Here is a 25511-nt window from a genome sequence, read left to right as displayed (position 1 = left end):
TGAAACGGTTTTCCGTCCGGAATTGCGTCAAAACAAAGAGATAGAATGGTTCTGCGTTCCGTGAAACGCGGAACCGTTCTAGCGGGCCATCTCTCTGACCGGAGGAGTTCCGTCGTGCCGATCGCCTACTACATCACGCATCCCCAGGTTCAGGTCGACGCCAGCATTCCGGTGCCGGAGTGGGGGTTGTCCGATATCGGCAGAGCGAGAGCATCGGCAATGCTCGATCAGCCCTGGGTCGGATCGATCCGGCGTATCGTGTCGTCGGGTGAACGCAAGGCAATCGAAACCGCCGAAATCTTGGCAAGACATCTCCGTGTGGCCGTCGAAGTGAGGGAACGCATGCACGAGAATGACCGGTCGGCAACCGGCTTCCTGCCCCCAACAGAATTCGAAGCGGTCGCTGACCGATTTTTCGCGAACCCGCATGAAAGCATCCGCGGATGGGAGCGAGCTGTCGATGCGCAAAGTCGTATTGTGAGCGAAGTCGAGGCGGCGCTCGCAACCAATGACGGCAACGACATCGCTTTCATCGGCCATGGAGGCGTGGGAACGCTCTTGCTGCTCCATCTCGCCGGACGTGAGATCAGCCGCGAAGCGGATCAACCGGCGGGCGGCGGCAACTATTTCGCCTACGATATCGGCGCGCGACGGATCATCCACGGATGGTTACCGATCGACAGGCCGTCGCTTTGACCCGCCTAGCGGATCGCCAGCGCCGTCGAGAACATGCCGAGCGCGAACACCGTGTGCGAGACGAGGTTGAGCGCGCGCACCAGCATCGGATTGGGCAGTTTGGACGCCGCCCATCCGGCGCCCATGCCGGGCGCCAAAAGGAACCAGCCGGCGCCGACGGTGACGATGCCGAGGATGAAGGCCGGCAGGAAGGTCGGCGCCGCCAGCCAGCCGGCTCCCGCGAGCACCACCAGGATCACGCCATAGAGGATGCCGACGAGATAATGGAACGCCCAGCCCAGCGCCTTTTCATGCGCAAAGGGCGCGGCCTTGCCGATGTCGTCGTGGAAAACCTTCTCGGGCAGGCGCCGGACCCAGCGGCCGACCAGACCCCAATTCGGCCGGGGCAGGCCGAACGCCTTGTTGAGGAAAATCGCCCAGACATCCATGAAGACCGTGGCGCCGATGCCGATCGCGACGGCGCGCCAGACGATGTCGGGCATCAGAGCTGCTCGAGGATCTTGGCCGCGCCGCTCTCGTCGACGCCCGGCTTGGCTTCGACATTGATCGCCTTGACCGTGCTGTCGTCGACGATCATCGAAAAGCGCTTCGAGCGCAGACCCATGCCGTTTGCGGAAAGATCGTTGTCTAGCCCGACCGACTTGGCGAAGTCGCCGCTGCCGTCGGCCAGAAAGAGGATCTTGCCTTCGCCGCCGGTGAAGCGCGCCCAGGCGCCCATCACATGGACGTCGTTGACCGAGACGACCGCGATGGTGTCGACGCCACGCGCCAGGATGGCGTCGTGGTTCTCCAGATAGCCCGGCAGGTGGTTGTTGCTGCAAGTCGGCGTGAAGGCGCCGGGAACGCCGAACAGCACGACCTTCTTGCCCGCAAAGATTTCGGCGCTGGTCATCGGCTTGGCGCCGTCGTCGGTCATCACCTTGAAGGTCGCTTCGGGCAGTTTTTCGCCAACCGAAATGGTCATGGGGTCCTCGCTTGGGAGATTGGGAAGGATCGATCTCTGCGATATCGGACTGGACGGCTTCCCGCAACCGTTCGGAGCAATGCCAGGAAAAGTGCGCAGCGGTTTTCCGTCCGGAATTGCGGCTCCAAAAGGGCCTGGCTCAAGGGAAAGGCAGCAAGCCGTCCACCGAACCCTCGGCGCTTGTCAGTGTGTAGTACAGTCCGCCATCCGTGGGCGTCGCCGACGGCCGGTCGAGGATCGGCACCGTGAAGACGAGCTTGCCGTCCTTTTCGCTGCGCACCGGCGCGCCGAACATGTAATCGCGCTCGCCGGCGATGAAGAAATCGACGGAATCCGGATCGCCTGGCGACTGCGCCTCGACGACGAGGGTCTCGTGGTCGCCGGGCAGCACGCTGATGCCGAAATCAGGCCGCGCCGGTGAGGGGAGCGTTGCAAGCGCCGTCTTCACCAGCGCCGTGTCCGTGGCGTTGTCCGGATCGGAGGCGGGGTCGACGCTGAGCCGCGTCTGCACCGGAATGCAGATCGTCTCGCAGATGCCGAGGAAGATGTTGGCATCGATGGCCGCCGGCTGGTCGGGCGCCGCCACCGTGAAGGTCACCGGCAGCGAGACCGGGCGATCGTAGCCGGCCCATTTGCCATAGCCGTCATCGTGGCGCTGCGGCGGCGGAAACGACAGTCTTGCATCGGCGATGTTGGTGCTGGCCGACACATCGATCTGCGGCGGCACGCCGGCATCGCCAGGATCGCGCCAATAGGTTTTCCAGCCGGGCTTGAGCGCGATGTCGAGCACGCCGTGGAGCTTGCCGGCCTCGTCCGGCTTGCCGCTGGTCACCAGCCGCACCTTGCCGCCTTCGCTGTTGTACCAGGCCGAGGAGGACGCCTCGGCCGGCAGGCCCGCTCCTAGGCCGATGACGGCGCCGAGCGCCACAATGTTCAGGTATCGCATGGCGGTGATTTGATCGCCCGTTCTTGGCCGCGCAATGATTTCATGGTCCTGCCGGTATCATATTTGCGTGACATCCGGCAGCCTCAGCATCTTTTCGGCGCCGCCGAAACGCGTTACGCTTAACCCATGGACTTGTTGCGCCACAAAAAGAGTGCCGCCGGGCGCGGCTTTCTCGATGATCAGTTCCTGATTGCCATGCCCGGCATGAAGGACGACCGCTTCACGCGCTCGGTGATCTATGTCTGCGCCCACAGCGACGAGGGTGCGATGGGCCTGATCATCAACCAGACGCAGCAGATGCTGTTCCCGGACCTCCTGGTGCAGCTCGGCATCATGAACGAGCAGGAGGCGATCCGCCTGCCGGCGCATGCCCGCGACTTCGTCGTGCGCAATGGCGGGCCGGTCGATCGCAGCCGCGGCTTCGTGCTTCACTCCGGCGACTATCGCGTGGAATCCTCGCTCAACGTCTCCGACGACATCTGCCTGACCGCCACGGTCGACATTCTGCGCGCCATCTCCACGGGGCGCGGGCCGCGTCACGCGCTGATGGCGCTCGGCTATTCCGGCTGGGGCGCCGGCCAGCTCGAAAGCGAGATCGCGGAAAATGGCTGGCTGACCTGTCCGGCTACGCAGGAACTTCTGTTCGACGCCGATATCGAGCGCAAGTACGACCGCATCCTTGCCGCGATCGGCATCGATCTCGCCCATCTCAGCGCCGCCGCCGGCCACGCCTGAGCGTCACGCAAAACATCCAGAGGCCGTTTCGACACTCGCTAATGCGAGTCAGATGGTGCTTTCGAGAATGAGTACCGGAAGCGCAGAAAGCGCCATCAGATGGCCGCAGGAGTAGAGTTTCCAAACGGGCTCTAGGCCTGCGTTAGCGGGTACTGCTCCCTCAGCGTCTTCAGCACCTGGTCGCCGGGCATCGGCGCGCCGAACATGAAGCTCTGGACGTATTCGCAGCCCATCTGACGCAGCTCCAGCGCGTCGCTTTCGTCGGAGATGCCTTCGGCAACGACCGACAAGCCGAGCTCATGCGCCATATTGACCATGGATTTGAGCAGCACCGCCCGTTTTGGCGTCGCGTCGTCGACGAAGCTCCTGTCGATCTTGATCGTGTCGAAGGGGAAGCGCGTCAGATAGGAGAGCGACGAATAGCCGGTGCCGAAATCGTCGAGCGACAGTCCGATACCGAGCTGTTTCAGCTTGGTCAGCACATGCGCGGTCTGCTCGGGATTGTCCATCACCAGCGATTCGGTGAGCTCCAGCCGGAAGCAGCGCGGCTTCAAATTGGCGCGCGCGATGACGGAGCGGACGTCGCTGACGAGGTCGCGGCGGATGAGCTGCCGGCTGGAAAGGTTTACAGAGACCGACAGCGGCGCGTCGCCGATCTGCTTCTGCCAGGTCGCCAGGTCCTCGGCCGCCTGCTGCATGGCAAACAGCCCGAGTTGAACGATCAGTCCGCAATTCTCGGCCACCGGGATGAAATCGGCCGGCGGGATCATGCCGCGCCGCGGATGATCCCAGCGCAGCAACGCCTCGAAGCCGGCGACGCTGCCGTCCTCCAGCCGCACGATCGGCTGGTAGGCAAGGGTGAATTCGCGCCGCTCGATGGCGCGGCGAAGATCGGATTCGAACTGCAGCCGGTCGGTGCCCACGGTGCGGAAGGCCGGCCGGAACGGCTCGATTCTATCGCCGCCGAAGCGTTTGGCCTGGTGCATGGCAAGCTCGGCGTCCTTGACCATGTCCTCGGACGAGGTCGGCGCCGTCGTCCAGGTGATCAGGCCGATCGAGGCGGTGAGCACGATCTCGCGCTTGGCGAAGGTGATCGGGTTGTTGATCGCATGCTTGATGGCGTCCGCCATCGCGGCGATGCGGGCCGGTTCCTGCTCGGAGAGCAGCATCAGCGCGAACTGGTCGCCGGCAAAGCGCGACAGCGAATCCTTCGGCTTCAGCAAACGGTGCAGCCGGCGCGCAATGGTGAGAAGAATGGTGTCGCCGGCCGAGATGCCGAGGCCGTCATTGACCTGCTTGAAGCGGTCGATGTCGATGACGAAGACGGTCGGGCGCACCTTGTCCTCGGTGCGGGCGATCGAGATGACCGCCTCCAGCCGGTTCATGAACAGCTCGCGGTTCGGCAGGCCGGTCAAATTGTCGTGCACGGCGTCGTGCAGCAGCCTCTCCTCGGACTTCTTCTGCTCGGTCACGTCGACCATCGTGCCGACGCAGCGGATCACCTCGCCGTCCGATCCGATCACCGGGCGCGCCCTCAGCGAAAACCAGTGATAGTGGCTGTCGGCGCCGCGCAGGCGGAAATTCTGCGCCACCCGGCCACGTCGATGTTCCAGCACCACGTCGAGCGTGGTGCGGAACGTGTCGCGGTCGTCGGCATGCAAAACCGGCAGCCAGTTGCGGGCAGCGCCGCCGAGGCTGTTGGGGGCAAGGCCAAGCTGCAGGCTGACATCCGGCTTGGTCACCACGCGATCGCGCAGCACGTCCCAGTCCCACACGATGTCGCCCGATCCGGCGACGGCGAGCGCCTGTCGCTCGAGGTCGGAGAACAGGCCCTGGTGCAGCGCGCCACCGGCAAAGGCGTGCTGCATGACGGTGAAGCCGATGAGCAGGATGATCAGGATCAGGCCGCCGCCCAGCGCCGGCTGGGCGATGTCGTTGTCCAGCATGCCGGTGATCGCCATCCATGAGCCGCATAGCCATAAGAGCACCATGACCCAGCTCGGCACCAGCATGATCGCGCGGTCATAACCACGAATACCGAGGAAGATGATGAGACCGAGCCCGGTGAGCGCGGTGGCGGCAAAGGAGATGCGGGCGATGCCGGCGGCGACGGCCGGATCGACGATTGCCACGCCTGCGATGAGCAGCAGCCCGAGGATCCAGACCAGCGCGCCATAGCTGAAATGGCCGTGCCATCGGTTGAGGTTGAGATAGGCGAACAGGAACACCACGAAGGTCGCGGCCAAAGCCACCTCGGTGCCGGCCCGCCACATCTGCTCGTTGCCGGGCGAGATTTCGATGATCTTGTTGAGGAAGCCGAAATCGACGCAGATATAGGCGAGCACCGCCCAGGCGAGCGCGGCGGTCGCCGGGAACATCGAGGTCCCCTTGACCACGAACAGGATGGTCAGGAACAGCGCCAGAAGCCCGGCAATGCCGATGACGATGCCGCGGAACAGCGTGTAGGAATTGACCGAGTCCTTGTAGGATTCGGGATCCCATAGATAGACCTGCGGCAGCTTGGGCGAGGCGAGCTCGGCGATGAAGGTGACGACCGTCCCGGGGTTCAGCGTCACCCGGAAGACGTCGGCGTCGGGGCTGGTCTGGCGGTCGAGCGCGAAGCCTTCGCTGGGCGTGATCGCAGCGATGCGGGTCGAGCCGAGATCCGGCCAGAAGATGCCGGAGTTCACCAGGCGGAAATGCGGCGCGACGATCAGCCGGTCGAGCTGCTGGTCGGTGGTGTTGGCGAGCGCGAACACCGCCCAGTCGCCGGTCGAACGCGCGTCGTTGGCTTCGACCTCGATGCGCCGCACGATGCCGTCGGGGCCGGGCGCGGTCGAGACCTGAAAATTCTCGCCCTGGTTCCGGTAGATCTCGACGGCGCCCGAAAGGTCGAGCGCCTTGTCGTCGCGGGCGATCTTGATCGGCTCGACGGCAAGCGCGGGCGCGGCTGCCGAGAGCGTGACGATAACCGCCAGGATGAGGGCGAACAGCGACGCGATTCGCGAAAAATTCGTCACATATCAGCCCTTCGTTCCATCACCCGGCGGATCGTCCGCGATCCGGGCGTAGAGGTAGTGATCCTGCCAGATGCCATTGATCCTGAGATAGGATCGCAGCAGTCCTTCGCGCCGGAATCCGGCTTTTTCAAGCACGCGGATCGACCGGGCGTTGTCGGGAATACAGGCAGCCTCGATCCGGTGCAACCTCAGCGTATCGAAGGCAAATCGGGACACCACCTTGACCGCGTCGGTCATCAGCCCGCGGCCGCCGAAACGCTCGCCGATCCAGTAGCCGATATGGCCGCTTTGCGCGACGCCGTGGCGGATGTTGCCGAGCGTGATGCCGCCGGCAAGCTTGCCGCTCGACTTCTCGAAGATGAAGAAGGCGATTGCCGTACCTTGCGCATAATCCTCGCGGTAGCGGCTGATGCGCAGCCGCCAGGCGGTGCGGTCGAGCTCGTCAGGCTGCCAGCGCGGCTCCCATGGCTCCAGGAAGGCGCGGCTTTCGCCGCGCAGCGTCGACCACTCACGGTAGTCGTTGGTCAGCGGCACGCGCAGCGTGACCTTGTCACCCTTCAGTGCCGGCAGGTCGCGGCGAAAGAAAGGGAGCGCGAACATGGCGCGTGACGAAATTTAGACGGCGAGCTTGCGGGCCGTTGTCTGCGGACCCGAAAGTGAATCGAGGATCGTCTCATAGGGCGCCAGCGTGCCCACGGGGCCGACCGCCGTCAGCGTCGGCTTGGTCGAGAACAGCCGCGACGAGAGGTCGGTCAGCCGGTCGACGGTCAGCGCCGCCAGCCGTTCCATCAACTCCTCCTTGGCGATCGGCCGCCCGAACAGGAGCAACTGCCTGGCGATCTGCGAGGCGCGGCTTGCCGGGCTTTCGGCCGACATGATGAGGCCGGCCCGATATTGCGCGCGCGCCCGGTCGAGCTCATCCTGCTGTATGCTCTCGCCGGCCTTCTGCAGCTCGTCGATGATGACTGGCACCAGCTTGGCGATATCGCTCTGACCGGTCGCGGCATGCACGCCGAAAATGCCGGTGTCGGAAAATCCCCAGTGGAAGGCATAGACCGAATAGCACAGGCCGCGTTTCTCGCGCACCTCCTGGAACAGCCTCGACGACATGCCGCCGCCAAGGATCATCGACAGCACCTGCGAGGCGTAGAAGTCGCGCACATGGTAGGCGCGGCCCTCGAAGCCGAGCACGATCTGCGCGTCCATCAGGTCGCGGTCCTCGCGGAAGTCGCCGCCGACATATTGCGCGTATTGCGGAATGTTGCTCACGGCCTTGGCGCGGAAGCCGCCGAGCTGCTTTTCGACCTCGCGCACGAAATTGTCATGCTTGATGTCGCCGGCGGCCACGATCACCATGCGCTCGGCGCCGTATTGGCGCTCGATGAAATCGTGCAGTTGCCTGGAGGTGAAGGATTTGACCGTCTCTGGCGTGCCGAGGATCGAGCGGCCGATCGTCTGGTGGCGGAAGGCGGTTTCGGTGAAGCGGTCGAAGACGATGTCGTCGGGCGTGTCGTGCGCGGCGCCGATCTCCTGCAGGATCACATGCTGCTCGCGCTCCAGCTCCTCCGGATCGAATTCGGACTCCTGCAGGATGTCGGCCAGGATATCGACCGCCAGCGGCACGTCGCCGGAGAGCACCCTGGCATAATAGGAGGTCGTCTCGACACTGGTCGCGGCGTTGATCTCGCCGCCGACATTCTCGATTTCCGAGGCGATCTGGAAGGCACTGCGCCGCTTCGTTCCCTTGAACGCCATATGCTCGAGCAGATGGGCCATGCCATGCTCTTCGTCGCGTTCATTGCGGGCGCCCGACTTCACCCAGGCGCCAAGGGCAACAGATTCGAGGCTTGGAAGGGTTTCGGTGGCGACTGTCAGGCCGTTCGACAGACGGCTTACCTCAACACCCATATGGCAACTACTCCCTAACGGGCCGCCCGCGTGTGGCGGCTCACGTAATCTTCCACCATTTTTAGCTCAGATGGAAGTATCGTGTATTTTTCGTCGGCTGTCATCAAGCCGCCTAGCCATGCGGGCAGGGCTGGGGCAATGCCGCTGGCGGCCTCGACCGCCGCGGGAAATTTCGCCGGATGCGCGGTGCCGAGCACCACCATGGGGACGGCGCCCGACGCGTGGGCCGCCGCTACATGCACGGCGGCGGCGGTGTGCGGATCGAGCAGGTAGCTGCTCGCTTCAAGCGTCGAACGGATGGTTGCGGCGACCTCGTCGACGCTGGCGCGGCCGGCGTCGAACTCGGCGCGGATCCGCGTCATTTCGTCCGCCTCGATGGTGAAGGCACCGGACTGCTTCAGCCCGTTCATGTAGCGCCTGACCGTCGCGGCATCGCGGCCCGCGGCCTCGAACAGCAGGCGCTCGAAGTTCGACGACACCTGGATATCCATCGACGGCGAGGTGGTGGCGAACACGCCCTTGGTGCGGTATTCGCCGCTCGATAATGTGCGCGCCAGGATGTCGTTGTCGTTGGTGGCGATAATCAGCCGCTCGACCGGCAGCCCCATGCGCTTGGCGGCGTAGCCTGCGAAAATGTCGCCGAAATTGCCGGTCGGCACGGTGAAGGACACTGGCCGGTCGGGCGCGCCGAGCGACAGCGCCGAGGAGAAATAGTAGACGATCTGGGCCATGATGCGGGCCCAGTTGATCGAGTTCACGCCCGACAGCGACACCCTGTCGCGGAAGCCGTGGTCGTTGAACATGTCCTTCACCAGGCCCTGGCAATCGTCGAAATTGCCTTCGATCGACAGTGCATGGACGTTCGCAGCAGCCGACGTCGTCATTTGCCGCTGCTGCACCGGCGAGACCTTGCCGTTGGGGAAAAGGATGAAGATGTCGGTGCGGTCGCGGCCGGCGAAAGCATCTATTGCCGCGCCGCCGGTGTCGCCGGAGGTGGCGCCGACGATGGTCGCGCGCTGGCCACGCTCGGCGAGCACATGGTCCATCAGCCGCGCCAGCAGCTGCATCGCCACGTCCTTGAAGGCGAGCGTCGGGCCGTGGAAGAGCTCGAGGACGAAGGTGTTTGCGCCGGTTTGCACCAGCGGGCACACCGCCTCATGGCGGAAAGTCGCATAGGCTTCGCGCACCAGCTTTTCGAAGACGGGTGCCGCGATCTCGCCGCCGAGGAACGGCGTCAGGACGCGAATGGCAAGGTCGGGATAGGCAAGGCCGCGCATGGCGCGGATGTCGGCGGCCGAAAACTGCGGCCATTCGCGCGGCACGTAAAGCCCGCCGTCGCGCGCCAGCCCGGCCAGCACCGCGTCGGAAAATCCAAGCACGGGCGCATCCCCGCGGGTACTCACATATTGCATCGTCAAAGACCCATTGCTGCCGGTCGCGTCATCCACGGCAATTTGGTTAATTTTCCGAGCCGGCTCAGTCGCATTTTTGCCGTGGCGTTGATATACGTCACCGGCTTTGTGAGAGGGAAGTGCAGTTCATGGCGTTTTATTCGGTCAACCGTCGTTTTGTCGCGGGTCTGGCGCTTGCCGGCTTTATGCTTGCCGCCGCCGGCTGCCAATCGAGCGACAATGGCATTCTCGACTTCGGTTTCGGCAAGAAGGATCCGACCGCGCCGCCGCCGCCGCAGGACCCTCAGGTGCTCGCCAGCCAACTGCGCGCCTACTGCCCGAAGGTGACGCTGCGTGACGGCACCGCCTTCTTCAACACCTATGCCAAGGGCGCCGCCGCCAAGCCGAAGAAAAAGAAGGGCGACGCCACGGCGGACGCCGAAGCCGGGGCAGCCGCCGCGGCCGCGCAGGCCGGCCCCAACGGGGCGCCGATCGATCCCAATCGCGACCCCGCCAAGATCATCTACCAGGCCTCGATCACCGACGTGACACGCGACTGCACCCACGAGAACGGCCAACTGACGATGAAGATCGCAGTCGCCGGTAAGGTGGTGCCGGGGCCGCTGTTCGCGCCAGGCACCGTCACCATGCCGATCCGCGTCGCGGTCCAGCATGGACCCGACGTGCTCTATTCGCAGCTTCATCAGTATCAGGTGCAGGTCACCGATCCGTCGGCCGCGACGCAATTCGTCTTCACGGACGCCAATGTCATAGTGCCGGAGCCGACCGCGCGCGACTACCAGGCCTATGCCGGCTACGACGAGAACACGCCGGCGCCTGCCGCGGACAAGTCGAAGGGCAAGAGGAAGAAGCGCGTCGCGGCGACGAACTAACCGAGGGTTAGCTACCGGAAGCACAGAAGACGCCGCCAGATGGCCGCAGGAGTGTGTACAGCGAATCTCAAGCGTCTTCCGACCACTCCGACAATGCCGCAATCGTGCTGTTCAGTTCCGCCCAGCGGCGGATGACCGTTTCGGCGCCGGCTTCGGTCAGCGCGTCGGCGTGGCCGGGATAGCTGTGGCCGGCGCCGGTGAAGCCGATGACGCGCATGCCCGCCGCCCTGGCGCCGGTGACGCCGTGCACCGAATCCTCGATGACGAAGGTGTTCTTCGGGTTCGCGCCGAGCTGTTCGGCGGCGTAGAGGAACACGTCCGGCGCCGGCTTGGTCTTCTTGCTGGGGATGTCGAGCCCCGAGAAGATGTGGCCGGCGAAGAACGGTAGCAGGCGCACCTTCTCCAGCATGAACTCGATCCGCTCCTTGCGCGAATTGGAGCAGACGGCGCGCGGTGCCGTTACGGCCGCCACCGCCTCACGGGCGCCGTCGATGACGCGCACGTCGCTGCGCAGCTTACGGTCGACCAGTTCCTCGGCGCGGTCGATCAGCGAGGCCTGGAACGGGATGTGCGATTTCTCCTCGAGCCGCAGCATGATGTCCTTGAAGGTCAGCCCGGCATAGGTCTCGAAAATCTCCTCCGCCGAGATCTCGAATCCGGCCGAAGTCAGAAGCTCTGCCTCGACGCGCGCGGCGACGATTTCGGAATCGACGAGTACGCCGTCGCAATCGAAGATGACAAGGTCTGGCTGGGGCATGGCAATCCGAAGCGTGGGAGGAAAATGGCCTGACCGGCCCAAGCGGCGCGGCATACACCAATGGGCCGGTCTTCGCAAATCGCGCGAGGCTCTTCAGCCTTCACCGAATGTTTACGCTGATCGGTAACCATAACAGGCAGTAAACCGTAACGCGTGCCTTTGGGTGTTTTGATGTCTGCCGTGCGTCTTCTCGACGAGCTTTCCCATGCTCCCCAGCAGTCCGAATGGCTGGACACGATCCTGAAAGGCGACTGCGTCGCCGCGCTTGACCGGCTGCCGGAAAAGTCGATCGACGTCATCTTCGCCGACCCACCCTACAATCTGCAGCTCGACGGCGATCTGCACCGGCCCGACCAGTCCAAGGTCGACGCCGTCGACGACGACTGGGACCAGTTCGAGAGCTTCGAGGCCTATGATGCCTTCACCCGCGCCTGGCTGCTCGCGGCGCGCCGCGTGCTGAAGCCCAACGGCACCATCTGGGTCATCGGCTCCTACCACAACATCTTCCGCGTCGGCGCGAGGATGCAGGACCTTGGCTTCTGGATCCTCAACGACGTCGTCTGGCGCAAGACCAACCCGATGCCGAACTTCCGCGGCCGCCGCTTCCAGAACGCGCATGAGACGATGATCTGGGCCTCGCGCGACCAGAAGGGCAAGGGCTACACCTTCAACTACGAAGCGCTGAAAGCGTCGAACGACGACCTGCAGATGCGCTCCGACTGGCTGTTCCCGATCTGCACCGGTGGCGAGCGCCTGAAGGACGACAACGGCAACAAGCTGCATCCGACGCAGAAGCCGGAGGCATTGCTTGCCCGCATCATGATGGCCTCGACCAAGCCGGGCGACGTCGTGCTCGATCCCTTCTTCGGCTCGGGCACTACCGGCGCCGTCGCCAGGCGCCTCGGCCGCCACTTCGTCGGCATCGAGCGCGAGCAGGCCTATATCGATGCCGCCAATGAGCGCATCGCATCCGTTCGCCCGCTTGATGGCGCCGACCTCACCGTGCTTTCCGGCAAGCGCGCCGAGCCGCGCGTCGCCTTCATCAGCCTGATCGACACCGGCCTGGTGACGCCGGGCGCCACGCTCTACGACGCCAAGAAGCGCTGGGCGGCCAAGGTGCGCGCCGACGGCACGCTGGCCATCGGCGACAGCGCCGGCTCGATCCACAAGATCGGCGCCGAAGTGCAGGGGCTGGATGCCTGCAACGGCTGGACCTTCTGGCACTATGAGCGCAGCGGCGGCCTCACCCCGATCGACGAACTGCGGCGCATCGCGCGCCTCGGCATGGAGCGGGCAGGCGGCTGATCCGCCAGAGCAATTCCAGGAAAAGTGCGCAGCGGTTTTCTGTCCGGAATTGCGGAAGAACAATATTCAAGAGCGGTTCGGCGATCCCATGGAATCGTCGAACCGCACTTGAATCAAGACGTGAACGGATCGCCGCAAGCGATTCAGATCAAGCCGCAATCCCAAACCGCTCAAGGTCTGCTTTAAGCGTCTTGGCGTCGGTGAACAGCACCGCCTGCCAGCCGGCGGCCTTGGCGCCGTCGACATTCTTCTGGCTGTCGTCGATGAACAGCGTCGCCGATGGTTCGAGCCCGAAGGCCGCGATGTGATGATCGTAGATGGCGCGGTCCGGCTTGATCAGGCCGATCTCGCCCGAGACGGTGACGCCGCGCGGCCGGCTGAGAAAATCGAAGCGCTGGCGGGCTTCAGCAAGTGTGTCGACGGCAAAGTTGGTCAGCATGGTCACGTCATGGCCGCCTTCGATCAGTTCGATCATGAGGGCGACGCTGTCGTCATAGGCATGCGGCACCATCTCGTGCCAGTGACGGCGGAAATTGCGGATGTTCTCGGCATGATCGGGATGCTCGGCGATCAGCAGCGCCTCGGCCTCTTCCCACGTGCGGCCGCGATCCTGCTCGAGGTTCCATTCGCTGGTGCAGATATTGGCGAAGAACCACTTCCGCTCTTCCGCATCGGGAATCAGGCGGCTGAACGCAAGGTCCGGATCGTAATGGATCAGCACCCTGCCGATGTCGAACACGATGTGACGGATTTCAGTCATTGCCTGCCTTTCAATGTGGACGCTTTCTGATGCATGTCGCCCAAAAGTGCGCAGCGGTTTTGGGATAACGACTTGCACAAAACAAACAACCGAAGCGCTTCGCGAGGGATTGTTTCACACGCGACGCGCTTTGGTCGCGCCGGGTATCGCCGCCTCGATTACCTTTTTCATGACGGTGGGCAGCGCTTCCCCGGAAATTTCATGGGCCAACGACCAGAAATGCCCATCCGGCACATCACCTTTGATGTGGGCATGAAAGACTTCGAGTTCGAGCGCGAAATGCGTGAAGACATGGCCGATCCGCCCGGCGCGCCGCCAGTCGGCCGGAAAGGGTGCTGCATCCTGGGTGGTCGCGCCATCGATCCGCGCCGTCCAGGCAGTGGTGGGCACCTCGGTCATGCCGCCGAGCAGGCCCTTGTCGGGTCGCTTGCGCAGCAGGACGGCGCCATCATTGCGTTGGGCGACAAAGGCAGCACCCCGCCTGAGCGGCTTGTCGTCCTTCGGCAGGCGGACCGGGAGGCGTTCAGGATCGCCTGTGAGGATAGCGCTGCAATCTTCCCGCACCGGGCACAGCATGCAGCGCGGCCGCCGCGGCGTGCAGATCGTCGCGCCGAGGTCCATCATCGCCTGGGCGAAATCGCCGGGCCGTTTATGCGGCACCAGTTTTTCGACCAGGGCGCGGATTTCGGGCTTGGCCTCGCTGAGCGGCGCTTCGATCGAATAGAGCCGCGAGATGACGCGCTCGACATTGCCGTCGACGACGGCGGCCGGCCGGTCGAAAGCGATCGCCGCGATCGCCGCCGCCGTATAGGCGCCGATTCCCGGCAATTGCCTCAAGCCGGCTTCGGTGTCGGGAAAGCGGCCGCCCTGCCGCGCCACGAGATCGGCGCAAGCCTTCAGGTTGCGCGCCCGGGAATAATAGCCGAGCCCGGCCCAGGCCTTCATGACGTCCTCGGCGGGCGCGGCGGCCAGCGCCTCGACGCTCGGCCATTTCTCCAAGAAGCTGCGGAAATAGGCTTTCACCGCCTCGACGGTAGTCTGTTGCAGCATCACTTCGGAGAGCCAGACGCGGTAGGGATCGGGCCTTGTCCCGCGCGCGAATGCCCCCGGCGTCACGCGCCAGGGCAGGTCGCGGTGATGCGCGTCGTACCAGGTAAGCAGGCGGGCGGCGATGCTGCTATCTCCGGATATGGCCTTCGCGGCCTTGCGGGTCTGGTCTTGCGGTGCCATTGATCGGGTGGGTTTGGGATCGGAGAACGCACATGGCAGGGAAAAGGCCCTTCGGCAATCCCGTTCCGGTGAGCGATCTCGCGACCGAGATCCTCGACCCGGTGCTGAGGAAGCGCGCCGGCATCTCGATCGGGCTGGTGCAATCGTGGGAAGAGATCGCCGGCCCGCGGCTTGCCGCTCATTCGCGCCCGGAAAAGATCCAGTGGCCGCGCCGCCTGCACGAGGACGATCCGTTCGAGCCGGCGATGCTTATCATCGCCTGCGAAGGCATGGCGGCGCTGCACTTGCAGCATGAGGCCGGGGAGGTCATCAACCGCGTCAACGCTTTTCTGGGCTTCAACGCCATCGGCCGCATCAAGATTTTGCAGAAGCCGGTTCTTTCGGCAAAAGCCCGTCCGAAACCGGCGCCGAGGCCGCTCAGCGAGGCCGAGAAATCGAAGCTGGCGCGCACGGTCGGCAAGATCGAGGACGATGGCTTGCGCGCTTCGCTCGAACGGCTCGGAGCGACCATCCTGGGACAAAAAAGGCCATGAGCATGTCTCCCGAAAGTGTGCGGCGGTTTCGGGAAAAGACATTCGGCGTGCTGCAAAATCGTCGTCAATATCGCGTATTCGTGATCGCGGCCGAAAAATTTGGCGATTGGATTGGGGACGGCGATGCCTTAATTCGCGCCAACTCTCGCCTTTTCTAGCCCTTGCATTGCAAAATCCAACCGATATCAGGTGATTCGCATGAACCGTTCTTTGTCCCGCAGGAACCTTTTGACCACGCTGGCCGCCGTTCCGGCTGTGGCGCTGCTTGCCGCGTGCAGCGACTCCGGCGAGGACGCGAAGGCGGCCGATGCGAAGCCCGCCAACCCGTCGACGCCAGCCAAGCCGGCCACGCCGGCCGCCGCCGCTCAGGCGCCGGAGGCTCAGGGCACGGTCGACATGGCGGAACTGTTGAAGGCCGGCGCGTTGCCCGACAAGCAGCTCGGCAAGGACGACGCCAAGGTCACCATCGTCGAATATGCGTCGATGACCTGCCCGCATTGCGCACATTTCGCCATGACCACCTTCCCCGAATTGAAGACCAAGTACATCGATACCGGCAAGGCCCGCTACATCCTGCGCGAATTCCCGTTCGATCCCAGCGCCGAGGCAGGCTTCATGCTGGCGCGCTGCGCCAAGGACAACTATTTCCCGATGGTCGACGTGCTGTTCAAGCAGCAGCCGAGCTGGGTTGGCGTCAGCAACACCAAGGAAGCACTGCTGCAGATCTCCAAGCTTGCCGGTTTTACACAGGAGTCCTTTGAGGCCTGCTTGACGGACCAGAAGCTTCTGGACGATGTGAGAGCAGTCCAGAAACGCGGAGCGGACGAGTTCAAGGTCGACTCGACGCCGACCTTCTTCATCAACGGAAAGACCTACAAAGGGGCGATGTCGATTGAGGAAATGTCGGCCATCATCGACCCTCTGCTCTGACGTCCGGGCCGCGCCGAAGCGGTCGCGCCTCGGCGTTCTGGCCCATTTGTCTGGCCGCGGGATCTCGTCGCAAAACCGCGGAACACTTTTGCGGAACCCGCTCACGGGGCGGGGCGAATGAAGTTTTCGCGCCTTCGCCTCCTCGGTTTCAAGTCCTTCGTCGAGCCCGGCGAGTTCGTCATCGAACGCGGGCTGACCGGCATCGTCGGGCCGAACGGCTGCGGCAAGTCGAACCTTGTCGAGGCGCTGCGCTGGGTGATGGGCGAAAGCTCCTACAAGAACATGCGCGCGTCCGGCATGGACGATGTGATCTTTTCCGGTTCCGGCGCGCGGCCGGCGCGCAACACCGCCGAAGTCACGCTTTTCCTCGACAATAGCGACCGCACGGCGCCCGCCGCCTTCAACGATGCCGATGAATTGCAGGTGTCGCGCCGCATCGAGCGCGAGGCGGGCTCGCTCTACCGCATCAACGGCAAGGAAGCCCGCGCCAAGGACGTGCAACTGCTCTTCGCCGACCAGTCGACCGGCGCGCGCTCGCCCTCAATGGTCGGACAGGGCCGTATCGGTGAGCTGATCCAGGCCAAACCCCAGGCCCGCCGCGCGCTTCTCGAAGAGGCCGCCGGCATTTCCGGCCTGCACACGCGCCGGCACGAGGCCGAACTGAGACTGAAGGCGGCCGAGCAGAACCTCGAGCGGCTGGACGACGTCGTCGGCGAGTTGGAAAGCCAGATCGAGAGCCTGAAGCGCCAGGCGCGCCAGGCCTCGCGCTTCAAGAACCTGTCGGCCGATATCCGCAAGGCCGAGGCGACGCTGCTGCATCTGCGCTGGACGCTGGCCAAGACCCAGGAAGGCGAGGCGCGCTCGGCGCTTGCCGTAGCAACCACGCTGGTCGGCGACCGCGCCGCCGCCCAGATGGCGGCCGCCAGGGAGCAGGGCATCGCCGCGCACCGGCTGCCGGACCTGCGCGACGCCGAAGCCGCCGCCGCTGCTGCCTTCCAGCGCCTGTCGATCGCCAAGACGCAGATCGAAGAGGAAGCCGGCCGCATCCGCTCGCGCCAGGTCGAGCTGGTACGCCGGCTGCAGCAACTCGACGCCGACATCGCCCGCGAGGAGCGGATGGTGCGCGACAATGCCGACATCCTGGAGCGCCTGCGCACCGAGGAAGCCGAGCTTAATTCCGAAAACGCCGGTGCGGCCGAACGCGAGGCCACCACGCGCGCCGCTTTCGAGCAGGCCGGCGCGACGCTATCGCAAAGCGAAGCGCGGCTTGCCGCGCTGACCGCCGAACGGGCCGAGGCGGCCGCCTCGCGCCACCAGATTGAGCGCACTTTGCGCGAGACTGCTGAGCGCCGCGACCGCTTCGCCCGCCAGCTTGCCGAGGTCGACCGCGAGCTCTCCGACATCGTCGCGCGCATTTCCGGTCTGCCCGATCCCGCCGAGAAGCGGCTTCTGGTCGAGGACGCGCTCGCCCGCCTAGAGGAGAGCGAGCTAGGTGCCATTGCCGCCGAGCAGGCGGTCGCCGAAGCGCGCGCTGCTGAAAGCGCCGCCCGTCCGCCGCTGCAGGACGCCAAGGCCGAATTGCAGCGCATCGAGACCGAAGCGCGCACGCTGGCCAAGATCCTCAATGCCGCAAGCGGCGACCTCTTCCCTTCGGTGCTCGAGCAGATCAGCGTTGAGCGCGGCTACGAGACCGCGCTTGGTGCGGCGCTGGGCGAGGACCTCGATGTCCCGCTCGACCGCAGCGCCCCGGTGCACTGGGGCGAGAGCGCGGTCCAGCCCGGCGATGCGGCGCTGCCCGAAGGCGTGAAGAGCCTAGCGAGTGTGGTGCGCGCTCCGGCGCAGCTTGCCCGCCGGCTGGCTCAGATCGGCATCGTCGATGCCGCCGATGGCCGCCGTCTGCAGGCGCTTCTGGCGCCGGGCCAGCGGCTGGTCAGCCGCGACGGCGCGCTCTGGCGCTGGGACGGGCTCACCGCCAGCGCCGATGCCCCGACTGCGGCCGCGCAGCGGCTGGCGCAGAAGAACCGTCTGGCCGAGCTCGATGCCGAAGCCGTGCAGGCGACACGCGTCGTGCGCGAGGCCGAGGAAGCACTGGCGCGCGCCGAGCAGGCGATGCGCCAGGCGAGCGAGGCCGAGCGCAACGCGCGCCAGGCCGGCCGCGATGCCCAGCACGGGCTGGATGCCGCGCGCAATGCGCTGGCCGAGGCCGAAAGGGCCGGCGGCGAGCTGGCGAGCCGGCGTGCCGCGCAGGAGGAGGCGCGTGCCCGCATCGTCGACAGCCATGAAGAGACGCAAGCGGCCTTCCTCGAAGCCGAGGAGATGCTGAAGGACGCGCCCGATCTCGGCGATCTCCAATTGCAGCTCGAACAGGTCTCCGCCAACGTCGCGCGCGACCGTGCCACGCTTGCCGATGCCCGCGCCGTGCATGAAGGATTGCGGCGCGAGGCCGAGGCGCGGATGCGCAGGCTCGACGCCATCGGCACGGAGCGCAAGAACTGGCTGGAGCGCGCCGAGAATGCCTCGACGCAGATCGCCGCTCTCGGTGAGCGCAAGGCCGAGGCCGAAGCCGAGCGCGAGAGGCTGGCCGACGCGCCCGATGAGATCGACACCAAGCGCCGCGCGCTGCTGTCGCAGCTTTCCGAGGCCGAGACGCTGCGCCAGGCCGCCGGCGACCGCTTGCAAGAAGCGGAAAACAAGCAGGCCGAGCTCGACAAGGCGGCGACTGCCGCCATCCAGTCGCTCGCCGAAGCGCGCGAAACCCGCGTCCGCGCCGAGGAGCGGCTGACGGCGGCCGACGAGCGGCGCGCCGAGGTCGAGGCGCGCATCCAGGAAGCGCTGAACACGCCGCCGCATCTCGTCATCAAGCATACCGGTCTCGAAGCCGACGATCCGATGCCCGACATGGCCGAGGTCGAGCGCCAGCTCGACCGGCTGAAGATCGAGCGCGAGCGCCTCGGCGCCGTCAATCTGCGCGCCGAGGAGGAGCAGCGGGAGCTGTCCGAGCGTTTGGAGACCATCGTTTCCGAGCGCGAGGACATTATCGAGGCGATCCGCAAGCTGCGTCAGGCGATCCAGAGCCTCAACCGCGAAGGCCGCGAACGGCTGCTGTCGGCCTTCGAGGTGGTCAACGGCCATTTCCAGCGGCTGTTCTCGCATCTGTTCGGCGGCGGCACCGCCGAGCTGCAGCTCATCGAGTCGGAAGATCCGCTGGAGGCGGGGCTCGAAATCCTTGCCCGTCCTCCCGGCAAGAAGCCGCAGACCATGACGCTGCTGTCCGGCGGCGAGCAGGCGCTGACGGCGATGTCGCTGATCTTTGCCGTCTTCCTCACCAACCCGGCGCCGATCTGCGTCCTCGACGAGGTCGACGCGCCGCTCGACGATCACAATGTCGAGCGCTTCTGCAATCTGATGGATGAGATGGCGAAGACCACCGAGACGCGTTTCGTCATCATCACCCACAACCCCATCACCATGGCGCGCATGGACCGGCTGTTCGGCGTCACCATGGCCGAGCAGGGCGTCAGCCAGCTTGTCTCGGTCGACCTGCAGGCGGCCGAGGCGATGCGCGAGGCGAGCTGAGGCGGCTCGGCCGGATCGGCGAGTTCCAATTTTAATTTTCCGGAGCCGTGGCAGGCGCCGTGTAGCGGCGGCGCACCGCCTCCAGCACGAGCTTGCGGCTCTCCTCGGGCGATAGACGCTTGTCCCTCTCGGCCTTGGCCGTCTCGCGGGCCAGCTCCTTGTCCCGGATCTGTTGGCGGAACCATTTGGAATAGTCGCCGGCGTGCAGGTGATATTCCCAGGTCTTGTCGTCGATGCCTTCCGCCATCCGGGCGAAAATGATCAGATTGTGGGCCCGCAGATTCATCGCCTTCTTCGGTCCGGTGAAATAGAAGCTGCCTGCCTCGTTGAGCTCGCCTTCGGCATATTTTCGGCTGTGCCGCTTCAGCGATTGGTCGGGTTCGATCGCCTTGACGGTGAAAGATTTCTTGCCTTTCTGCGGCCGCCACAACAGCACGCGGTCGCCCTTCGGCGTCGGAATATTCTTCGGCGCCTCCAATCCGATCTCCTTGCAGAAGGTCTTGATGACGCCCTTGGCTTTCGGGCCGAGCGCGATCACTGCCGTAACCAGGCGCAAGACACCCGTCGAGATCGCTTCCGGATGCACTGTGATCAGCACCGTGCCGGGTAGCTCGAGCGAAAGCACCGCGCGCGTGTCTTCGCGCTTCTTGGGCAGGAGATGGTGCGCCTCGTCGATGATCAGCCAATGCGGCCTTGCCGTGCGGTAGCGGACGCTCCCAAGCCCGGGCAACAGTTCGGCAAAGAAATCGGGCCGCTCGTCGACCTTCAGCGCCAGCCCGTTGACCACGACATTGGTGCCCGGCCTGTCGATCAGCTCCAGTAGTTGGTCCTTGCTCGGCGCGCTCGAAGCATCGCCGAGGGGCACCGCGCCCTGCAGCCCGCCATAGTCGCCTTCCGGGTCAAAGATGCAGAACTGCAACCCTTTTTCGATAAGCCGTTCGGTCAGCGCCGTGGCCAATGTGGACTTACCGATACCGGAGCTTCCAGCAATCAGAACCGTGTCGACCGGCGACAGATAGACCTCCTTGCCGCGGGCAGTGCCAAGCAGGACACCTCGCGAGCGCTTTCGCGCCACCAGATGGTCGCGCTGGGTCAGCTTGCGAATCAGTTCCTCGACGCCCTTGCCGCGCGCCTCTTTCGTGACGAGATCTGCGGTTTCCTTTACCGCCGGCAATGCGTTGGCGACGGCAACGCTGCAGCCCGAGGCCCTGAGGAAGGCGTGGTCGTTCTCGGCATCGCCGACTGCGACCACATTGTGTGGCGAAAGCCGGAGGTCCGCGAGCGCGGCTGCCAGTCCCGTCGCCTTGTTGATGCCGCTGGGCAGGATCATCACTGCGCCCTTGTTGAAGATGATCTCCAGCTCCAGGCCGAGCTTCTTGATGACGTCGAGCACCGTTGCCTGGTGCGGTTCCCAGGTGGCGACGATCGAGCGCCCGACTGAGAGCGGCTTGACGCCGCGCTTTTTCAGTTTGTCGACGAGGTTGGCGGAAGGGGAGGGCGAGATCGTGCGCTCCTCCTCGCTGGCCGGGGTGTAGATTAGCGCGCCGTTTTCCGCGACCACCTTGTCGAACAGGCCGATCTCTGGAAAAACCTCCTTGAGGTCGGGCAATTCGCGGCCGGTGACCAGGATGAGCTTGCGGCCGGACTCCTTCAGCTTCTCCAGCGCCGAGAGCGTGCTTGCGGCAACCAAGCCGTCTTGCGCCAGCGTGCCATCGTAGTCGGTGGCCAATGCCATGAAATACATCGGGTGGTCTCTCCGCTGGCCGTCGCTCGGTCCGTCTAGAAGGAACAACGTCTGTCGGCGGAAAAGGTTTAGGTCGACGCCTTGCTTCGCAACGACCGGGCGTTCCGCCCAGGTGACGACGCATCCAGCGCGCCATGTGCGACTGGTGTGAGGAAGCCCACGGCAAGCCCCCTTCATCATTGTTAGTCGGCACGCCCTTCTTGCTCGATGGAACCCGGTCTGGACCGTCACGTTCGATCTGAGCGTCACTCGAATTCATCGAAGCTGCTTTTACGAAGCAGTCAGGCCGGAGTGAGAGGTCCATCGATGTATGTTTTCGGGGAGGTCCTGACCGTCATCCTCGTGGCGAGCGCGATGGCCATGGCGCTCGCCCACGCGCTGGAGCTGCCGGGCAAAATGCGGCTCGGCAGGCAAGAGTATTTTGTTGTCCAGCGGATCTACTATCCGGGCTTCACGATCGGAGGCGGTATCGCCGAGGTCGGCGGGATCGTCGCGACATTTGCGTTGATGCTGACGTCGAGCGGCTCTGTCGAGCTCTGGCTGATTGCCTGCGCGTTGACCGGGCTCCTGATTATGCAGCTTGTCTTCTGGTTCATGACCCAGCCGATCAACGAGCACTGGCTGCAAGAGGTGGAATTGACCCGCGCCGGCGAAGCATTTCTTCGCAACCCAGGGCAGCGACAGGGACGCACTTGTGCCGACGCAAGAGTGGACGGCGTTTCGTGACCGGTGGGAACTCTCGCACGTTCTGCGCGCGGTGTTGGCGATGCTGAGCCTGATCCTGCTGACCACGGCAATTGCCATCCAAGGCGCCTGATGTCCGGCCGGGTTTCCGACCGACTCGCTGGAGCTTCAAGGCAGGGTAGGGCTGATCGTCCGGTCTCGGTCGGGCGTCCCTAAAGGCGCAGGAGACCGACGATGCCGGAACGAAGCGCGCATCGAGGCTTATATATCCGCGATGTCCTGGATCGCGACTTGTGGAACGAGCCGTGACAGACCTTTTTCGGGAGCCGGAAGACGCAACTCCGCTGGAGCCGGAGGATGGTAGTGTGCTGAGAGTTCTGCAAATTCGCTGCGAGAGGGCGGTCATGGCAGGCTGGTGATTGTTCACGTCACCGATTCCCGCGAAGGAACGCCACCATGACCAAGACTGAAGATAAATCCGCCATAGCCGCCGTCAAAGACATTCTGCTTTCGAACCCGGATGGATTGCACGAGGTGATCCGCGCGGTGATGCAGGAGGTGCTCGAGGCCGAGATGGACGAGGCGCTGGATGCTTCGAAGAGCGAGCGAACGCCGGAGCGGCTCGGCTATCGCTCTGGCTATTACGGCCGCACCCTTGTCACCCGTGTCGGCAAGCTCGAACTGCGGGTTCCGCAGGACCGGGCTGGTCGCTTCTCCACCGAGCTGTTCGATCGACATGCCGTCACCAGATCGATGAAAATCGCAATCTTTCGACATATGCGGATTGGCTCAAGGGCGCCGTACAAAAAGCGGAGCTACGAGCGAACGATCGGACCTGGTTGAAAATTTGACCCTAAGGTAATACCTTCTGTAAATCTGGTATTACGGAAGGCGACCATGACCACTACAGTCACAGCCAAGGGACAGGTGACCATCCCGAAACCGGTCCGCGATCTCCTCGGCATCGGTCCGGGCAGCAAGGTTGATTTCCGCCGCGCTGCCGATGGTAGCGTGGTGCTTGCACGCGCCGACAAGGAGCCGCCGGCGAGCCGCTTCGCGAAATTGCGTGGTCATGCCGGCAAGGGGCTCGGTACCGACGCGATCATGGCACTGACGCGTGGCGAAGCGTGACACTGGTCGACACCAACGTTCTGCTCGACCTTGTCACTGATGATCCGAATTGGGCGGATTGGTCGATCGCTCAGCTGGAGGCGGCGAGCCTCAATGGACCTCTGCTGATCAACGATGCTGTCTATGCCGAGCTTGGCGTTCGATATGAACGCATCGAGGATCTCGAGGCGTTTGTAGTTGAGGCGGGGCTGGAGATCGCCCCGATGCCGCGAGACGCCCTGTTTCTCGCTGGAAAGGTCTTTACGCAGTATCGCAAGTCGGGCGGATCACGCACCGGCGTGTTACCCGACTTCTTCATTGGAGCCCATGCTGCCGTCAACGGGCTGCCGCTGCTCACCCGCGACGTCGGCCGCTACCGCACCTATTTTCCATCATTGAAACTGATCACCCCGAACAGCTGAGCGATTTGTTCGGACACACAGTCTTGTGGTCAGGCAGGGGAGGGAGGAAGCCTTTTGTTCCTACAGTCCGCTCGCCTTGGCTAGGTTGACTCGGAACCGATCGGGCCGGCGCTGACATTTTCGCGTCATTTCGGCCGAGGCGTGGCCGACCTGCTTTTGCACCTAGCGCTCGTCGACCTCGGCCGAGGAGGCGAGTCCTGCAGTGAATGGCCGGCAAACATTTGGCCGCGTTCGCCTTCCGACAGGTCGCCACGGACGCGGCCGGTGACTGCTGCACGCTTGATCAGCCGGGCCACCTCCTGTTCGTTCAATCGCTCGGCGCCGACAGCCTTGCCTTGCCCAATCACCCGCAGGAACAACGGGCCATTGGCCAACCCGAGCCAACTTCAGCCAGGTTGTCGGGTGCCACGACCGGGGAGGTGGCGTCGGAGGAGCCTCGGCCGATCTCGACCTCGCCGCCCGCGGCAAGCCCCCTCCATCATTGCTAGTCGCCAAATGCACCTACAAAGCTGGATCAGACACCGCGCCGATCTCAACGAAGCCGAGCAGGAGAATATCATCAAGGGCGCGGCCTGGGCGCGCGGCGGACGGGTCCGGCCGGGCGCCCTGCTGAACATCGGCTTCGTGCTGGCGTGCACAAGCGGATGTTCGGCGAGGTGTGGAGATGGGCCGGAACCTTTCGCCGGACGGCGCCGAATAGGTATCGTCGCCTAATGAAGGCCGGCTAGCTCTGCATAGTTTAAGGCGCTCATGGCCAATGCCGGTGCGTCTATGGTCGAGGGCCAGAGGCGCCGTGGCTTCCGCCGGGCGTCATTTGCCGTCATAGGGACGGGAAAGCCGGACGCCTGGTCCGCCGCCATTTTCTGGGATAAATTCGACGCCAGCTGTTTCAAGCGCGCGACGAAGAGCTTCGACAGTAACTTGGTTTGCCCGTAAGGGCCCTGCGAGCGGCTCCAAGCGCTTGATTGTTGCCGTCGAAACTTTTGATGCTGCCGCTAGCTTCTTCTGATCCCATTGCAGCAGAGCCCGTGCCGCCCTCAGCTGCTCACTTGTTATCATTAAATATGATCCTATTGGCATCATATGATGCCTAAGGTATTGAAAATACCCTTGGCATCATTTAAGACTTTTGGGTGCAAAGCGGCCGAACAGGGTGGTGCAACACCCTATTCGACCTCGCCACAACCAAGCTGTTGAGGAGCTCGGATCATGGGTGATTCCGACAATACCACGACTCGGCCTCTCGTCACTCGGAGGAGGGTACTTGCGGGAACGGCAATTGCAATTGTTGGATCAAAGCGAAATGCGTTTGCCCGCAATGATTTGGAAACAGACCAATCCGCGGATCCCGCAGTGGCAGTGTGGCGCAAATGGCAGGCGGCCCACGAGCACACCGAACGGCTGTGCCGTCAGCTGCAGCGCCTTGAGCGGATACTCGCCGAGACCGTTGGCTTTCCTTGCGCAACCATTATGCTGCGCGAGGGGGAGAGCTTGACGCTGCATTCACTTAGAGCGCTTCGCGAAGTGCTCGATCATCGTCCGGAAGATACGGAAATGCGCGCGCGGGGTGAAGCAGACTTCGCGGCTCATCAGGCGCGCTGGGATGCTGCCGATAGGGAAATTGGCTATTCGGCAACGTTGCGGGCCGAGCGCGAGGCTGCCGACCGAGCGGAGGAACTGCTTGAGCTATTGTCCGAAACGCCCCCTGCTTCCCTTGCCGGCGTGGTAGTCAAGCTTGATGCGGTGCTTAAGGTAGGGGAGGGTTCGGGGGACGATGCCGAGTTTCCCCGGCCGCAGATACGCTCGGCACTTGATGACGTTATCCGCATTGGCCGGGGACTCGTTCCTGAACAGAGGTTGGGGCTAGAATTGATTGCGCAAAGTATCGAAAAATGATACTTTGCGCA

General features: G+C 64.2%; 23 protein-coding genes and 2 pseudogenes. 13 read left to right on the top strand and 12 right to left on the bottom strand.

Features of this window, described 5'->3' with window-relative positions; translation table 11 throughout:
* Positions 1-114 precede the first annotated feature (114 nt).
* Positions 115-696: a histidine phosphatase family protein gene (locus EJ070_RS33925; RefSeq protein WP_245464764.1), complete on the top strand. Its 582-nt coding sequence runs from the start codon at positions 115-117 to the stop codon at positions 694-696.
* A gap of 5 nt (positions 697-701) precedes the next feature.
* Here EJ070_RS33925 and EJ070_RS33920 read toward each other — a convergent pair whose 3' ends face one another.
* The 3 genes from EJ070_RS33920 to EJ070_RS33910 all read right to left on the bottom strand — a co-directional run bounded on the left by EJ070_RS33920 (position 702) and on the right by EJ070_RS33910 (position 2606).
* Positions 702-1178 carry a DUF2938 domain-containing protein gene (locus EJ070_RS33920; RefSeq protein ID WP_126095225.1) on the bottom strand — a complete coding sequence of 159 codons (477 nt, stop codon included), beginning with the start codon at positions 1176-1178 and terminating at the stop codon, positions 702-704.
* Positions 1178-1660: a peroxiredoxin gene (locus EJ070_RS33915; protein ID WP_126095224.1), complete on the bottom strand. Its 483-nt coding sequence runs from the start codon at positions 1658-1660 to the stop codon at positions 1178-1180. Before EJ070_RS33915 ends, EJ070_RS33920 begins: the two co-directional genes overlap by 1 nt.
* Positions 1661-1799: 139 nt before the next feature.
* Positions 1800-2606, bottom strand: coding sequence for a protein-disulfide reductase DsbD domain-containing protein (locus EJ070_RS33910; protein ID WP_126095223.1), 807 nt, complete (start codon positions 2604-2606; stop codon positions 1800-1802).
* Between the two features lie 126 nt (positions 2607-2732).
* Between EJ070_RS33910 and EJ070_RS33905 the strand changes: the two genes are divergently transcribed.
* Positions 2733-3341 (top strand): YqgE/AlgH family protein, encoded by a 609-nt coding sequence (locus tag EJ070_RS33905; RefSeq protein ID WP_126095222.1) that lies wholly within the window; start codon positions 2733-2735, stop codon positions 3339-3341.
* 131 nt (positions 3342-3472) lie between these two features.
* Here the strand turns inward: EJ070_RS33905 and EJ070_RS33900 are convergent, their stop codons facing one another.
* The 4 genes from EJ070_RS33900 to thrC are packed head-to-tail and all read right to left on the bottom strand — an operon-like array spanning position 3473 to position 9681.
* Positions 3473-6361 (bottom strand): EAL domain-containing protein, encoded by a 2889-nt coding sequence (locus EJ070_RS33900; RefSeq protein ID WP_126095221.1) that lies wholly within the window; start codon positions 6359-6361, stop codon positions 3473-3475.
* A 3-nt stretch (positions 6362-6364) separates the two neighbouring features.
* A complete protein-coding gene (locus tag EJ070_RS33895) occupies positions 6365-6961 on the bottom strand; it encodes a GNAT family protein (RefSeq protein ID WP_126095220.1) in 597 nt (198 codons plus the stop codon).
* Positions 6962-6976: 15 nt separating this feature from the next.
* Positions 6977-8269 (bottom strand): pitrilysin family protein, encoded by a 1293-nt coding sequence (locus EJ070_RS33890; protein ID WP_126095219.1) that lies wholly within the window; start codon positions 8267-8269, stop codon positions 6977-6979.
* 14 nt (positions 8270-8283) lie between these two features.
* Entirely contained in the window at positions 8284-9681 is a 1398-nt protein-coding gene (gene thrC / locus EJ070_RS33885; protein ID WP_126095218.1) for a threonine synthase, read from the bottom strand.
* Between the two features lie 128 nt (positions 9682-9809).
* Between thrC and EJ070_RS33880 the strand changes: the two genes are divergently transcribed.
* Positions 9810-10553 carry a hypothetical protein gene (locus tag EJ070_RS33880; RefSeq protein ID WP_126095217.1) on the top strand — a complete coding sequence of 248 codons (744 nt, stop codon included), beginning with the start codon at positions 9810-9812 and terminating at the stop codon, positions 10551-10553.
* 67 nt (positions 10554-10620) lie between these two features.
* Here the strand turns inward: EJ070_RS33880 and EJ070_RS33875 are convergent, their stop codons facing one another.
* Positions 10621-11310: an HAD family phosphatase gene (locus EJ070_RS33875; RefSeq protein ID WP_126095216.1), complete on the bottom strand. Its 690-nt coding sequence runs from the start codon at positions 11308-11310 to the stop codon at positions 10621-10623.
* A gap of 171 nt (positions 11311-11481) precedes the next feature.
* Between EJ070_RS33875 and EJ070_RS33870 the strand changes: the two genes are divergently transcribed.
* Positions 11482-12615 (top strand): site-specific DNA-methyltransferase, encoded by a 1134-nt coding sequence (locus EJ070_RS33870; RefSeq protein ID WP_126095215.1) that lies wholly within the window; start codon positions 11482-11484, stop codon positions 12613-12615.
* Between the two features lie 148 nt (positions 12616-12763).
* Here EJ070_RS33870 and EJ070_RS33865 read toward each other — a convergent pair whose 3' ends face one another.
* Positions 12764-13375, bottom strand: coding sequence for an HAD family phosphatase (locus EJ070_RS33865; RefSeq protein ID WP_126095214.1), 612 nt, complete (start codon positions 13373-13375; stop codon positions 12764-12766).
* A 114-nt stretch (positions 13376-13489) separates the two neighbouring features.
* Positions 13490-14605, bottom strand: coding sequence for an A/G-specific adenine glycosylase (gene mutY / locus EJ070_RS33860; protein ID WP_126095213.1), 1116 nt, complete (start codon positions 14603-14605; stop codon positions 13490-13492).
* A 32-nt stretch (positions 14606-14637) separates the two neighbouring features.
* On the opposite strand from mutY, the gene EJ070_RS33855 reads away from it, so the two are divergent.
* The 4 genes from EJ070_RS33855 to smc all read left to right on the top strand — a co-directional run bounded on the left by EJ070_RS33855 (position 14638) and on the right by smc (position 19644).
* The gene (locus EJ070_RS33855; protein ID WP_126095212.1) at positions 14638-15138 is read left to right on the top strand and encodes a DUF721 domain-containing protein; all 501 of its coding nucleotides are present in this window, start codon (positions 14638-14640) and stop codon (positions 15136-15138) included.
* Positions 15135-15296 (top strand): hypothetical protein, encoded by a 162-nt coding sequence (locus tag EJ070_RS36565; protein ID WP_189350240.1) that lies wholly within the window; start codon positions 15135-15137, stop codon positions 15294-15296. Before EJ070_RS33855 ends, EJ070_RS36565 begins: the two co-directional genes overlap by 4 nt.
* A gap of 40 nt (positions 15297-15336) precedes the next feature.
* Entirely contained in the window at positions 15337-16068 is a 732-nt protein-coding gene (locus tag EJ070_RS33850; protein WP_126095211.1) for a DsbA family protein, read from the top strand.
* A gap of 117 nt (positions 16069-16185) precedes the next feature.
* Positions 16186-19644 (top strand): chromosome segregation protein SMC, encoded by a 3459-nt coding sequence (smc, locus tag EJ070_RS33845; protein WP_126095210.1) that lies wholly within the window; start codon positions 16186-16188, stop codon positions 19642-19644.
* A 31-nt stretch (positions 19645-19675) separates the two neighbouring features.
* On the opposite strand, the gene EJ070_RS33840 is transcribed toward smc, so the two are convergent.
* Positions 19676-21388 (bottom strand): HAD-IIB family hydrolase, encoded by a 1713-nt coding sequence (locus EJ070_RS33840; protein ID WP_126095209.1) that lies wholly within the window; start codon positions 21386-21388, stop codon positions 19676-19678.
* A 306-nt stretch (positions 21389-21694) separates the two neighbouring features.
* Here EJ070_RS33840 and EJ070_RS33835 point away from each other — a divergent pair, with 306 nt between their 5' ends.
* The 4 genes and pseudogenes from EJ070_RS33835 (at position 21695) to EJ070_RS33820 (ending at position 23604) form a co-directional block, all read left to right on the top strand.
* On the top strand, positions 21695-22114 hold the full coding sequence (locus EJ070_RS33835; protein ID WP_245464763.1) for a DUF1772 domain-containing protein: 420 nt from the start codon (positions 21695-21697) through the stop codon (positions 22112-22114).
* A gap of 414 nt (positions 22115-22528) precedes the next feature.
* Positions 22529-22810: pseudogene (locus EJ070_RS33830) on the top strand (transposase); the annotation flags it as partial.
* A 159-nt stretch (positions 22811-22969) separates the two neighbouring features.
* Entirely contained in the window at positions 22970-23203 is a 234-nt protein-coding gene (locus EJ070_RS33825; RefSeq protein WP_126095208.1) for an AbrB/MazE/SpoVT family DNA-binding domain-containing protein, read from the top strand.
* Positions 23200-23604: a type II toxin-antitoxin system VapC family toxin gene (locus EJ070_RS33820; protein WP_126095207.1), complete on the top strand. Its 405-nt coding sequence runs from the start codon at positions 23200-23202 to the stop codon at positions 23602-23604. The genes EJ070_RS33825 and EJ070_RS33820 overlap by 4 nt, the downstream gene beginning before the upstream one ends.
* A gap of 60 nt (positions 23605-23664) precedes the next feature.
* Here the strand turns inward: EJ070_RS33820 and EJ070_RS37325 are convergent.
* Positions 23665-24058 (bottom strand): annotated as a pseudogene (locus EJ070_RS37325) (integrase); the annotation flags it as partial.
* A 755-nt stretch (positions 24059-24813) separates the two neighbouring features.
* Here EJ070_RS37325 and EJ070_RS33805 point away from each other — a divergent pair.
* Entirely contained in the window at positions 24814-25500 is a 687-nt protein-coding gene (locus tag EJ070_RS33805) for a hypothetical protein (protein ID WP_126095205.1), read from the top strand.
* Positions 25501-25511: the final 11 nt, after the last annotated feature.

Origin of the sequence: Mesorhizobium sp. M1E.F.Ca.ET.045.02.1.1 (genome assembly GCF_003952485.1) — a bacterium.
Taxonomy (GTDB): domain Bacteria; phylum Pseudomonadota; class Alphaproteobacteria; order Rhizobiales; family Rhizobiaceae; genus Mesorhizobium.
The sequence above is the reverse complement of the archived record's forward strand: the minus strand, read 5'-3'. Positions and strand labels throughout refer to the sequence as shown.

Bases quoted from the DNA above. Each gene is read 5' to 3' on its own strand.
- EJ070_RS33920 (WP_126095225.1), bottom strand. From the start codon at position 1,178: ATGCCCGACATCGTCTGGCGCGCCGTCGCGATCGGCATCGGCGCCACG.
- EJ070_RS33915 (WP_126095224.1), bottom strand. From the start codon at position 1,660: ATGACCATTTCGGTTGGCGAAAAACTGCCCGAAGCGACCTTCAAGGTG.
- EJ070_RS33910 (WP_126095223.1), bottom strand. From the start codon at position 2,606: ATGCGATACCTGAACATTGTGGCGCTCGGCGCCGTCATCGGCCTAGGA.
- EJ070_RS33905 (WP_126095222.1), top strand. From the start codon at position 2,733: ATGGACTTGTTGCGCCACAAAAAGAGTGCCGCCGGGCGCGGCTTTCTC.
- EJ070_RS33895 (WP_126095220.1), bottom strand. From the start codon at position 6,961: ATGTTCGCGCTCCCTTTCTTTCGCCGCGACCTGCCGGCACTGAAGGGT.
- EJ070_RS33890 (WP_126095219.1), bottom strand. From the start codon at position 8,269: ATGGGTGTTGAGGTAAGCCGTCTGTCGAACGGCCTGACAGTCGCCACC.
- thrC (WP_126095218.1), bottom strand. From the start codon at position 9,681: ATGCAATATGTGAGTACCCGCGGGGATGCGCCCGTGCTTGGATTTTCC.
- EJ070_RS33880 (WP_126095217.1), top strand. From the start codon at position 9,810: ATGGCGTTTTATTCGGTCAACCGTCGTTTTGTCGCGGGTCTGGCGCTT.
- EJ070_RS33875 (WP_126095216.1), bottom strand. From the start codon at position 11,310: ATGCCCCAGCCAGACCTTGTCATCTTCGATTGCGACGGCGTACTCGTC.
- EJ070_RS33870 (WP_126095215.1), top strand. From the start codon at position 11,482: ATGTCTGCCGTGCGTCTTCTCGACGAGCTTTCCCATGCTCCCCAGCAG.
- EJ070_RS33865 (WP_126095214.1), bottom strand. From the start codon at position 13,375: ATGACTGAAATCCGTCACATCGTGTTCGACATCGGCAGGGTGCTGATC.
- mutY (WP_126095213.1), bottom strand. From the start codon at position 14,605: ATGGCACCGCAAGACCAGACCCGCAAGGCCGCGAAGGCCATATCCGGA.
- EJ070_RS33855 (WP_126095212.1), top strand. From the start codon at position 14,638: ATGGCAGGGAAAAGGCCCTTCGGCAATCCCGTTCCGGTGAGCGATCTC.
- EJ070_RS36565 (WP_189350240.1), top strand. From the start codon at position 15,135: ATGAGCATGTCTCCCGAAAGTGTGCGGCGGTTTCGGGAAAAGACATTC.
- EJ070_RS33850 (WP_126095211.1), top strand. From the start codon at position 15,337: ATGAACCGTTCTTTGTCCCGCAGGAACCTTTTGACCACGCTGGCCGCC.
- smc (WP_126095210.1), top strand. From the start codon at position 16,186: ATGAAGTTTTCGCGCCTTCGCCTCCTCGGTTTCAAGTCCTTCGTCGAG.
- EJ070_RS33840 (WP_126095209.1), bottom strand. From the start codon at position 21,388: ATGTATTTCATGGCATTGGCCACCGACTACGATGGCACGCTGGCGCAA.
- EJ070_RS33835 (WP_245464763.1), top strand. From the start codon at position 21,695: ATGTATGTTTTCGGGGAGGTCCTGACCGTCATCCTCGTGGCGAGCGCG.
- EJ070_RS33825 (WP_126095208.1), top strand. From the start codon at position 22,970: ATGACCACTACAGTCACAGCCAAGGGACAGGTGACCATCCCGAAACCG.
- EJ070_RS33805 (WP_126095205.1), top strand. From the start codon at position 24,814: ATGGGTGATTCCGACAATACCACGACTCGGCCTCTCGTCACTCGGAGG.